This is a genomic window from Streptomyces sp. SID14478 (assembly GCF_010548525.1).
Lineage (GTDB): Bacteria > Actinomycetota > Actinomycetes > Streptomycetales > Streptomycetaceae > Streptomyces.
Genome location: NZ_JAAGMG010000260.1, coordinates 1 through 10,047, shown reverse-complemented (window position 1 = coordinate 10,047; position 10,047 = coordinate 1). Strand labels below are relative to the sequence as shown.

Annotated in this window: 10 protein-coding genes, 1 tRNA gene and 1 pseudogene; 9 read left to right on the top strand and 3 right to left on the bottom strand. The window is 70.8% G+C overall.

Features of this window, described 5'->3' with window-relative positions; genetic code table 11:
• Positions 1-358: hypothetical protein (locus tag G3I40_RS47900; RefSeq protein ID WP_203643715.1), on the bottom strand; the 358-nt coding region annotated here is incomplete at its 3' end.
• 255 nt (positions 359-613) lie between these two features.
• On the opposite strand from G3I40_RS47900, the gene G3I40_RS09215 reads away from it, so the two are divergent.
• The 4 genes from G3I40_RS09215 to G3I40_RS09200 all read left to right on the top strand — a co-directional run bounded on the left by G3I40_RS09215 (position 614) and on the right by G3I40_RS09200 (position 5,189).
• On the top strand, positions 614-2,740 hold the full coding sequence (locus G3I40_RS09215) for a LamG domain-containing protein (RefSeq protein WP_164301668.1): 2,127 nt from the start codon (positions 614-616) through the stop codon (positions 2,738-2,740).
• Between the two features lie 124 nt (positions 2,741-2,864).
• A complete protein-coding gene (locus G3I40_RS09210) occupies positions 2,865-4,379 on the top strand; it encodes an amino acid permease (RefSeq protein WP_203643714.1) in 1,515 nt (504 codons plus the stop codon).
• A 130-nt stretch (positions 4,380-4,509) separates the two neighbouring features.
• Positions 4,510-4,582, top strand: a tRNA-Lys gene (locus tag G3I40_RS09205).
• Between the two features lie 403 nt (positions 4,583-4,985).
• Positions 4,986-5,189 carry a cold-shock protein gene (locus G3I40_RS09200; RefSeq protein WP_006136369.1) on the top strand — a complete coding sequence of 68 codons (204 nt, stop codon included), beginning with the start codon at positions 4,986-4,988 and terminating at the stop codon, positions 5,187-5,189.
• A 102-nt stretch (positions 5,190-5,291) separates the two neighbouring features.
• Here the strand turns inward: G3I40_RS09200 and G3I40_RS47895 are convergent, their stop codons facing one another.
• Positions 5,292-5,414, bottom strand: coding sequence for a hypothetical protein (locus G3I40_RS47895; RefSeq protein ID WP_275410165.1), 123 nt, complete (start codon positions 5,412-5,414; stop codon positions 5,292-5,294).
• A 43-nt stretch (positions 5,415-5,457) separates the two neighbouring features.
• Between G3I40_RS47895 and G3I40_RS09195 the strand changes: the two genes are divergently transcribed.
• The 4 genes from G3I40_RS09195 to G3I40_RS09180 all read left to right on the top strand — a co-directional run bounded on the left by G3I40_RS09195 (position 5,458) and on the right by G3I40_RS09180 (position 8,631).
• On the top strand, positions 5,458-6,885 hold the full coding sequence (locus tag G3I40_RS09195) for a DEAD/DEAH box helicase (RefSeq protein ID WP_164301667.1): 1,428 nt from the start codon (positions 5,458-5,460) through the stop codon (positions 6,883-6,885).
• 61 nt (positions 6,886-6,946) lie between these two features.
• Positions 6,947-7,234 carry a CBS domain-containing protein gene (locus tag G3I40_RS09190; protein WP_164301671.1) on the top strand — a complete coding sequence of 96 codons (288 nt, stop codon included), beginning with the start codon at positions 6,947-6,949 and terminating at the stop codon, positions 7,232-7,234.
• A 48-nt stretch (positions 7,235-7,282) separates the two neighbouring features.
• The gene (locus tag G3I40_RS09185; RefSeq protein WP_164301666.1) at positions 7,283-7,588 is read left to right on the top strand and encodes an SCO5918 family protein; all 306 of its coding nucleotides are present in this window, start codon (positions 7,283-7,285) and stop codon (positions 7,586-7,588) included.
• Between the two features lie 701 nt (positions 7,589-8,289).
• A complete protein-coding gene (locus G3I40_RS09180) occupies positions 8,290-8,631 on the top strand; it encodes a MerR family transcriptional regulator (protein ID WP_164301665.1) in 342 nt (113 codons plus the stop codon).
• 30 nt (positions 8,632-8,661) lie between these two features.
• Here G3I40_RS09180 and G3I40_RS09175 read toward each other — a convergent pair whose 3' ends face one another.
• Entirely contained in the window at positions 8,662-9,660 is a 999-nt protein-coding gene (locus tag G3I40_RS09175) for an aldo/keto reductase (protein ID WP_239091627.1), read from the bottom strand.
• 142 nt (positions 9,661-9,802) lie between these two features.
• Between G3I40_RS09175 and G3I40_RS09170 the strand changes: the two are divergent.
• Positions 9,803-10,047: pseudogene (locus G3I40_RS09170) on the top strand (sulfite exporter TauE/SafE family protein); the annotation flags it as partial.

Genomic DNA, 10,047 nt, shown 5'->3' with positions numbered 1-10,047 from the left:
CGACCGTGGTGGCCGTGGTGGCTTCGAGCGTCGTGACGACAACCGTGGTGGCGGTTTCCGCCGCGACAACGACCGTGGCGGCCGTTCTTTCGAGCGTCGTGACGACAACCGTGGCGGTGGCTTCAACCGCGACCGCCGTGACGACAACCGCGGTGGCGGCTTCGACCGCGACCGCCGTGACGACCGTGGTGGCCGTTCTTTCGAGCGTCGTGACGACAACCGTGGTGGCGGCTTCCGCCGCGACGACCGTCCCTCCGGTGGCCACCGGGGCAGCGACCGCCCGTTCAACCGCGACCGCCAGGGCGACCGCCCCGCGGCGGGCGGCGGCCACCGCCCCTACGGCCGTCGCGACGACCACCGCGGCGCCGGCTCCGGTTCGTCGTCCTTCGGCCGCCGGGACGAGAAGCCGCGTTGGAAGCGCAACGGCTGATCGCTGAGCACTGATCGCTGAACACTGAAGCGGGCCCACCTCATGGCGAGGTGGGCCCGCTTTGTTGTGCCCCGTGGGGACAAGTGCGTTGTCAGAGGCGGTTGTTACTGTCCATCCTTCGGATCGCGGTGATCCACAGGTGCGGGACCCGGTGGGGAGCCGGCCCGCAGGGAGGGGAAACACATGAAACGTCATGTCCTGAGACGCTCGGCGGTCGCCGCCGTACTCGCGTCGGCTGCCGTCGTCGCCGTTCCGTGGAGCGCCGAGGCCGCGGCGAACCAGCCGCCCGCTCAGCCGGTGCTGTCCGACCTCAACACCGACGGCCACGCCTGTGCGGCGGGCTCGGACCGGCCCTTCGTGGGCAACAGACCGACCCTGAGGGCGGTGCTGCGCGATCCCGACGCCGAGCCGGGCGTCGCGGAGCCGCTGACCGCGCAGTTCGAAGTGTCCTGGACGGACGGTGCGGGCGAGCCGCAGGTGCGGACCATCACCCAGGACGCCGCCAAGGCCAGCGGCAGCCAGTTCAGTGCGGAAGTCCCGGCCGACATGCCGGCGTTCACCGAGGTGAGCTGGCGGGTGCGGGCTTTCGACGGCGAGTCGTGGGGGCCGTGGAGTTCGGCGGGCGGACAACACACCTGCGAGTTCGTCTACGACAACAAGGCGCCTGCCGAGCCCACCGTGACGTCGGACGACTATCCGGACGACGACGTGTGGCACAACGGTGCGGGAAGGTACGGCACCTTCTCGGTCGACTCGGCGTCCGACGACACAGTCGCGTACGTGTACAACTTCCTGGGTGAGGCGCAGCACACCGTACGGCCGGACGAGCCGGGCGGTCCCGTGCGGCTGACCTGGCTGCCCGATGAGGCCGGTGTCGAGATGCTCTCCGTCCGGGCGCTGGACCGGGCGGGCAACGCGAGCGGGACCACGAACTACACGTTCCGCGTGTCGAGCGGCGCGCAGGCGGTCGCCGCCTGGCGGCTCGCCGACGCGGCCGGGTCCCGGGAGGCCGCCGCGGATCAGGGTGACCGTGCCGCGACCGCGGGCGGCGGTGTCACCTTCGGTGCCTCGGGTCCGGAGCGGACCTCGGTGACCGGCGCCGCCGAACTCGACGGCACGCCGGCCGCGTACCTCACCAGCGGTGCGCCTGCCGTCGCCCCCGACAAGGCCTTCTCGGTGAGCGCCTGGGTGCGGCCCGACTCGGTCGACACGGACCGTGCGGTACTCAGTCAGGACGGGTCGTCGACGGCCGCGTTCCGGCTCGGGACGACCGTCGACGCGGACGGCGCACGCGTCTGGTCGTTCGGCCTCGGGGAGCCGGGTGCCGTGGTGCGGGCCCAGGGCGGGCGCCCGGAGGCCGGCGAATGGGCCCATCTGGTCGGGGTGTACGACCCGGTGGCCAGGACGGCGAAGCTGTACGTGAACGGGCAGCAGGTGGCCACCGCTGCCGGAGCCGAAGGGCCCACCGCCTCCGGTGATCTCCAGCTCGGCCGGGCGCTCGGCCCCGACGGCCAGGGGGAGAACTGGGAGGGGGCGATCGCCGGGGTCCAGGTCTGGGACCGGATCGTCAGCGACGAGGAGGCGGCCTTGACCGCGCGCCGTGCGCCGGTCAGCAAGGGCTACTGGGCGCTGGACGAGGCGAGCGGCGGGGAGAGCCCGGAGCGGGACGGTGGCCCCGCGTTGGCGCTCGGCGGCGATGCGTCCGTTCATGTGTCGGACGATTCCTGCGCCCTCGACCCGGACTGCGTGCCGGGTGAGGAGCCGATCATCGGTTCCGGGGATCTGCGCCTGGACGGCGACGGTGACTTCGCCGCGACGCGAGGCCCGGTCGTGGACACCTCCGACAGCTTCTCGATCGCGATGCACGTGGAGCTCGACGAGGCAGCGCAGGACCGTTCCATGACCGTCTTCTCACTGCCCGGCGAGCACCACACCCTTGTTTCCGTGGGGTACTCGGCCGAGACACAGCGCTGGCAGGCCACCGTCGCCGATGCGGACGAGGACGGGGCGCGGACGACGACGCTCACGGCGGAGCAGGCGTCGGTCTCGGACGGCTACCCCCAGCACCTTGCCTTTGTGTACGACGACGAGACGGACCAGGTCCGTCTCTATGTCGACGGACAGCTGGCCGACCAGGCGTCGTACACCGGCGCGTGGCGGACCGCGGGTGGGCTGCAGCTCGGCCGTACGGTGACAGCGGACGGTTGGGGCGGCTACCTGAAGGGGGTGCTGGACGACGCACACGCGTACGCGGGTGTGCTGAGGGCCGAGCAGATCCGGCTGCTGAGCATCGGGGCGACGGACGTCTGACCGAGCCGCGCGGAGAGACCAAGGGCGGAACCGGCAACCGGCAGCGCGGCGGCCTCTCGGCTCGCATGCAGGAGCCCCTTGATCAAGAGCATGTCGCGCCCCCACCGAGGGAATCGCTGGGGGCATGACAAGCGACGCGCGGGATGCGCACGACGGCATCGGCAGGGGTACCGACCGGAAACCGCCCCCGGCGGCCGGCTCCGACGAGGAGCGGCTCGCTCAGCTCGGGTACACGCAGGTCCTGGCCCGGCGGATGTCGGCCTTCTCCAACTACGCCGTCTCGTTCACGATCATCTCGGTGCTCTCCGGGTGCCTGACGATGTACCTGTTCGGCATGAACACCGGCGGCCCGGTCCTGATCACCTGGGGCTGGGTCGCGGTCGGCCTGATGACGTTGTTCGTGGGGCTGGCCATGGCCGAGATCTGCTCCGCGTACCCGACGTCGGCGGGGCTGTACTTCTGGGCGTACCAGCTGGCGCCGCGGCGGTCGGCGGCCGCGTGGGCATGGTTCACCGGCTGGTTCAACGTGCTCGGGCAGGTCGCGGTGACCGCCGGCATCGACTTCGGCGCGGCCTCCTTCCTCGGCGCGTACCTGAACCTCCAGTTCGACTTCGAGGTGACGCCGGGGCGGACCATCCTGCTGTTCGCAGCGATCCTGATCCTGCACGGGCTGCTGAACACCTTCGGCGTGCGCATCGTCGCGTTCCTCAACGGCGTCAGCGTCTGGTGGCACGTGCTCGGCGTCGCCGTCATCGTCGGGGCCCTCGCCTTCACGCCGGACCACCACCAGTCGGCGTCCTTCGTCTTCGGCGAGTTCGTGAACAACACCGGCTGGAGCAGCAGCGCGTACGTCGTCCTCATCGGGCTGCTCATGGCGCAGTACACCTTCACCGGCTACGACGCCTCGGCCCACATGACGGAGGAGACGCACGACGCGTCGACGGCCGGCCCCAAGGGCATCGTGCGCTCCATCTGGACGTCGTGGATCGCGGGCTTCGTGCTCCTGCTGGGCTTCACGTTCGCGATCCAGTCGTACGACGGCGCGCTCGGCTCGGCGACGGGCGCGCCCCCGGCGCAGATCCTCCTCGACGCCCTGGGCGCGACGGCGGGCAAGCTCCTGCTGCTGGTCGTCATCGGCGCCCAGCTCTTCTGCGGCATGGCGTCCGTGACGGCCAACTCCCGCATGATCTACGCCTTCTCGCGGGACGGCGCCCTGCCGTTCTCCCGCGTGTGGCACACGGTCAGCCCGCGCACGCGCACCCCGGTCGCGGCGGTCTGGCTGGCCGCGGCGGGCGCGCTCGTCCTCGGCCTGCCGTACCTGATCAACGTGACGGCGTACACCGCGGTGACGTCCATCGCGGTGATCGGCCTCTACATCGCGTACGTCATCCCGACGTTGCTGCGGCTGCGCAAGGGGGAGTCGTTCGAGCGGGGGCCGTGGCACCTGGGCCGCTGGTCCGGCGTCGTGGGAGTGGTGGCGGTGGCCTGGGTCGTCGTCATCACGGTCCTGTTCATGCTGCCGCAGGTCTCCCCGGTCACCTGGGAGACCTTCAACTACGCCCCGATCGCCGTACTCGTCGTCCTCGGCTTCGCGGGAGTGTGGTGGGCCGCGTCGGCCCGCAAGTGGTTCCTGCGCTGACGGCGGGAGCCGTGACCGGGAGCCGACACGGGAGCCGGCACGGGGAGCCGACACCGAGATACGGATACCCGATCGGCGTCCCGGCGGCGTCCCGCTATGCTCAGGGGTGCGTCGGCGCGGGCCGGCGCGTGGACCCTTAGCTCAATTGGCAGAGCAGTGGACTTTTAATCCATTGGTTGTGGGTTCGAGTCCCACAGGGTCTACAGCGGTACGAGCAGCGCCCGGGTCGGCTTCGGTCGGCTCGGGCGCTGTCGTGCATGGGGGGTGCGGGGGTGTGCGCGTCGGTCGGCGCGCGTCCGGGGTGGTCACGATGTGCGAGCGGGGCGCGTCATTTTCTGTGCTCGCGAAGAGAGGGTTTAACGAACCGCGCGGGAAGGGTTTTTCGGGTAACGGGTGAAGCGGAATTATTTCACCCGCACGGGCCGCTGAGGCGTGCTACTGTCGTTTCAGTTGCAGTTGTGGTTCCCGAAACTTCAAGTGCTCCTGGTCGCTTACTGCGACAGGGCATTTTTGTATGACCGGTTAATTTTCCGGCGGGGTGATCATCGCGGCGACACGGTATGCGCACAGTGTGGATACCGATGTACTGCCCCAAAGGAGATAGACATGGCTACCGGTACCGTCAAGTGGTTCAACGCGGAAAAGGGTTTCGGCTTCATCGAGCAGGACGGTGGCGGCGCTGACGTGTTCGCCCACTACTCGAACATCGCCGCCCAGGGCTTCCGCGAGCTGCTCGAGGGCCAGAAGGTCACCTTCGACATCGCGCAGGGCCAGAAGGGTCCGACGGCCGAGAACATCGTTCCCGCCTGACGCTGACGCACATTCTGCAGCTGGGGCCCGCATCCTTCGGGGTGCGGGCCCCAGCTGTATGCATTTCCTCGGGCCGGAAACCTCGGCCCCGCACCACGGAATTCATGTTCCCGGCGCGGCAGGTGTCGGCAATTTCGACCCCTGTACTCGCACGTATTTTCTGGCGGCCGGATGTGCCGCCGTTTCATCGGTCCATTCTTGTAATTCTCTGCGCTGTTCACTCATGCGGGAATTCCTTGATATGCGCCGCATCGAGGAAGGTTCCCGTATGAACCGCACGCGTACCGACGGCCGCTCCACCCGCACCCGTAACGCCCCGTACCGCTCCGGCGGCTCCGGCCGGCGGCCCGCCGCGTCGCGGGGTGAGTTCGCGCTCCCCGTCACGCGTTCTCCCGCGCTGCCCGCCGTCGAGGGCTTCGCCGATCTCGACATGGCCGCGCCCCTGCTGACCGAACTCGGCCGGCAGGGCGTCAGCGTGCCGTTCCCGATCCAGGGCGCGACGCTGCCCAACTCCCTTGCGGGCCGGGACATCCTGGGCCGCGGGCGCACCGGCTCCGGCAAGACCCTCGCCTTCGGGCTCGCCCTGCTCTCCCGCACCGCCGGACAGCGCGCCGAGCCCCGCCGGCCGCTGGGCCTCGTCCTCGTCCCCACGCGCGAACTCGCCCAGCAGGTGACCGACGCCCTCACCCCCTACGCCCGTTCCGTCAGGCTCCGCCTGGCCACGGTCGTCGGCGGGATGCCGATCCGCCGGCAGGCCTCCGCGCTGCGCGGTGGTGCCGAGATCGTGGTGGCGACCCCGGGGCGGCTCAAGGACCTCATCGACCGTGGCGAGTGCCGCCTGGACCAGGTCGCCACCGTCGTACTGGACGAAGCCGACCAGATGGCGGACATGGGCTTCATGCCGCAGGTCACCGCGCTGCTCGACCAGGTGCGTCCCGAGGGGCAGCGGATGCTGTTCTCCGCGACGCTGGACCGCAACGTCGACCTCCTGGTGCGCCGCTACCTGAACGACCCCGTCGTCCACTCGGTCGACCCGTCGGCCGGCGCGGTCACGACGATGGAGCACCACGTGCTGCACGTCCAGGGCGCCGACAAGCACACGGCCACCACGCGGATCGCCGCCCGCGACGGCCGCGTGCTCATGTTCCTGGACACCAAGCACGCCGTCGACCGCCTCACCCAGGACCTGCTCGACAGCGGCGTGCGTGCCGCGGCCCTGCACGGCGGGAAGTCGCAGCCCCAGCGCACCCGCACCCTGGAGCAGTTCAAGAGCGGGCACGTCACCGTGCTCGTCGCCACGAACGTCGCCGCCCGCGGCATCCACGTCGACAACCTCGACCTCGTCGTCAACGTCGATCCGCCGACCGACCACAAGGACTACCTCCACCGCGGCGGCCGGACCGCCCGCGCGGGTGAGTCCGGCAGCGTCGTCACCCTGGTCACGCCGAGCCAGCGCCGCGGCATTGTCCGGCTCATGGCGGACGCCGGGATCCGCCCGCAGATCACCCGGGTCCACTCCGGCGAGGCGGAACTGGCCCGCATCACCGGCGCCCAGGCACCCTCCGGCATCCCGGTCGTCATCGCCGCGCCGGTGGCCGAACGCCCCCGGCGCGGTGCCGCCTCCCGGGGCCGTCGCCGCGCCGACGCGACCCGCCGCGCCTCCCTCCGGCAGCTCCCCGCCGGCAAGGCGGCCTAGGACGTTCGTGACGCGGAAGCCGATCCCCCTTCGTAGGAGACACCCTTTGACGCTCGTTCAGATGCCGCACCCGAGGAACGCCGACACCCCCCAGGACGCCGGGCCGCGCGTCTGGGACGACATGACGGTCGAGGTCGCGCTGTCCGTCATGGCCGGCGCCCGGGTCGGGCACCTGCTCGTCTGCGACGCGGACGGCAGGCGCACCGGTCTGATCACCCTGGCCCGGCTCACCGCCGTCCGGGACGGCGCCGGATACACGGACCGCATCCGTCTGCGTGACATCGGCGGTGTCCTCGGCGGAGGCAGCGGACACGGCACCGAGCCGCCCGCCCTCGCCCTCGCCCGCTGAACCGGCCCGCCCCGGTCGGTCCCGCCCCCACTCCCTCTGTGAGGTCTCATGCGCTGTGTCATCGCCCGCTTCCCGTTCGACCTGACCAAGGAAGGCGTGCAGGAAATGACGAAGGGGGTCAAGCCCGAGCCGGTCACCGGTGAGTACGTGGTCATCGGGCGACGCCACTACCCCGCGAAGCAGCTCGGCCAGGTCATCACCCGACAGGACCGCCGTGACTTCACCGCCGGCGAGGTCCTGCGGGCCATGACGCGCCTCGGCTTCACCTGCCGAACGGTCGGCGCCGCCGAACCCGCGCCCACCGGCAGCCCGCTGCAACGGGCCTCCGCCCTGCTCGGGAGCCCCGTGTCCTGAGCGGCGCCGCCAGAAGTCCAGAAGTCCAGAAGTCCAGCAGTCAGCAGTACGAGAAGGGCCCGACCGGGACGTACCGGTCGGGCCCTTCTGCGTACCGCCGGTGTGCAGCCGATGCCCTGCCGAGGGACTGCCGGTCGATGTGCCGCCGACGCGCCGTCGGCATCCGTATGCCGTTGCCGAGGATTACCTCACCGGAGGGCTCACGGAAATCTGATGCCGCCACGGTAGACATTGGGCTGTCATGTGGTTATGGTTTCTCTTGTAGCCGAGATCGACAAGTCCCGGCAGACAAGAACTGCCGGGCAGTTGTGACCGCAGGACGGTGCGGTGGTGGAGTTTCGAAGCCAGGGCTTTGCACGACGGCGACGGGACTGACCACCGGACCGGGTGGCCCGCAGTGATCAGGGGCCGCCACAGCAGTACGCAGTACCGCAAGTGAACGAATCAGAGGGAAAGAACGGAGGAAACGAGCGCCATCAGGATCGCCCGGCCTCACGCTGCCGGGTACCGCAGGACATCGATAGGCAGGTGGTCTCCGGTCACGCATCCGCGATCCCCGCACTCCCGTCGGCATCCCGACAGGTCATGCGGACACAGAGGGCCGACGCAACATCACGGTCGGCAGATGGTGTAGTAGTTCCTTCGGGGCCCTGGTGCCGTACGGCACCAGGGCCCCTCCACGCGTGCCACAGAGAGGTGAAATGACAGCAGACAGCTCGCTGGGCCGTCTCGATGACGACGACTACCCCGCCTACACCATGGGCCGGGCCGCCGAGATGATCGGCGCCACCCCCGGCTTCCTGCGCGCCCTCGGCGAAGCGCGGCTGATCACACCCCTGCGCTCCGAAGGCGGACACCGCCGCTACTCGCGCTACCAGCTGCGGATCGCGGCCCGTGCGCGCGAGCTCGTCGACAAGGGCACCCCGATCGAGGCCGCCTGCCGGATCGTCATCCTCGAGGACCAGCTCGAAGAGGCCCAGCGCATCAACGCCGAGTACCGCCGCGCCGCCGGATCCACCGCCGACCCGACGACCGCGGACTGACCCCCCGGCCCTCGCCGGCCGAGGGGTGGCTCAGCGCTCGTCCAGCAGGCCCTCGGAGCGCAGGTCGTCCCACACCTGCTCGGGAATCCGCGCCCGGAACGCCGTGATGTTCGCCTGTACCTCCGCCGCGGAGCGCATCCCCACGACGATGCCGGCGACGGCGGGGTGGCGCAGCGGGAAGGCCATCGCCAGCTGCGGCAGGGTGACCCCGTGCGCCTCGGCGACGTCGGCCAGGCGGTGGGCGCGCCGCAGCGTGGCGGGCTCCACGGGCGCGTAGTCGAAGTGGGCGTCCTCGGCGGGCCGGTCCGTGGCGAGCAGGCCGGAGTTGAAGACGGACGCCGCGAGGACCGAGATGCCGCGGGCCGCGCACGCGGGCAGCAGGTCGTCGAGGGCGCTGTGGTCGAGGAGCGTGTACCGGCCCGAGAGCATGACGACATCGAGGTCCGTCTCCTCGACGAGCTCGGTCAGCAGGCCGGGGTGGTACATGCCCGCGCCGATCGCCCCGACCACGCCCTGCTCGCGCAGCTCGGCGAGCGCCCGGTAGCCGTCGCCCCGCGCGTCCTCGAAGTGTTCTTCGGCGTCGTGCAGCAGAAGCAGGTCGATCCGGTCGACCCCCATGCGCGCGAGCGAGTCCTCCACGCTGCGCAGCACGCCGTCGCGCGTGAAGTCCCAGACGCGGCGGTGGGCCGCGGGTACGGCGAAGCTCCCGTCCATGCGGCCCGCCGGGTCCTGGGGGACCAGCAGCCGGCCGACCTTCGTCGACAGCGTGAACCGCTCGCGCGGCTTGTGGCGCAGCAGGTCGCCGGTGCGGCGCTCGGAGTGCCCGATCCCGTAGTGGGGAGAGGTGTCGAAGTAACGGATGCCGCCGTCCCAGGCCGCTTGCAGCGCGCTTACCGCGGTCCCGTCGTCCAGTGGTGCGAAGAGCCCGCCGAGCGGTCCGCCGCCGAAGCCGAGTTCGGTGACGTACACGTCGGACGTCCCGAGGCGATTGCTGCGCAGCGTGCTGCCTTGCGTCGTCGTTGGCGTCATGGGGCGAGTCTGGTGGCGTGCACACCGTGGTGCATCGGGCGAGTGGGGTATTTACGTGTCCGGGCGCGCGGCGCGACGTGCGCGGCGGGACCCGTCACGCGCAGGGTTCCCCGCGCACTCGTGGGGCACATACGCGCCCGCGATGGGCGAGGTGGCGCCGGCCGGGACCGTGGTGGTCGCCGGGTGCGTGCAGATGCTGACGGGGATGGGGTTCGCGCTGGTCGCCGTGCCCGCGCTGGTGCTGCTGATCGGGCCCGGCGACGGAGTCCTGCTCGCCAACTGCGCGGCCGGGCCGGTGAGTTGTGCGGGGCTCGCCGGTGGATGGCGGCAGGTGCGGCTGCGGGCGATGCTGCCGTTCGTCGGGGCGTCCGTGTGCACCGTGCCGCT

What these genes read in the sequence shown, in the direction of transcription:
- G3I40_RS09200 (WP_006136369.1), top strand. Translation starts at nt 4,986, where the DNA reads ATGGCTACCGGTACCGTCAAGTGGTTCAACGCGGAAAAGGGTTTCGGC.
- G3I40_RS09210 (WP_203643714.1), top strand. Translation starts at nt 2,865, where the DNA reads ATGACAAGCGACGCGCGGGATGCGCACGACGGCATCGGCAGGGGTACC.
- G3I40_RS09195 (WP_164301667.1), top strand. Translation starts at nt 5,458, where the DNA reads ATGAACCGCACGCGTACCGACGGCCGCTCCACCCGCACCCGTAACGCC.
- G3I40_RS09190 (WP_164301671.1), top strand. Translation starts at nt 6,947, where the DNA reads ATGCCGCACCCGAGGAACGCCGACACCCCCCAGGACGCCGGGCCGCGC.
- G3I40_RS09185 (WP_164301666.1), top strand. Translation starts at nt 7,283, where the DNA reads ATGCGCTGTGTCATCGCCCGCTTCCCGTTCGACCTGACCAAGGAAGGC.
- G3I40_RS47895 (WP_275410165.1), bottom strand. Translation starts at nt 5,414, where the DNA reads ATGAGTGAACAGCGCAGAGAATTACAAGAATGGACCGATGAAACGGCG.
- G3I40_RS09175 (WP_239091627.1), bottom strand. Translation starts at nt 9,660, where the DNA reads ATGACGCCAACGACGACGCAAGGCAGCACGCTGCGCAGCAATCGCCTC.
- G3I40_RS09215 (WP_164301668.1), top strand. Translation starts at nt 614, where the DNA reads ATGAAACGTCATGTCCTGAGACGCTCGGCGGTCGCCGCCGTACTCGCG.
- G3I40_RS09180 (WP_164301665.1), top strand. Translation starts at nt 8,290, where the DNA reads ATGACAGCAGACAGCTCGCTGGGCCGTCTCGATGACGACGACTACCCC.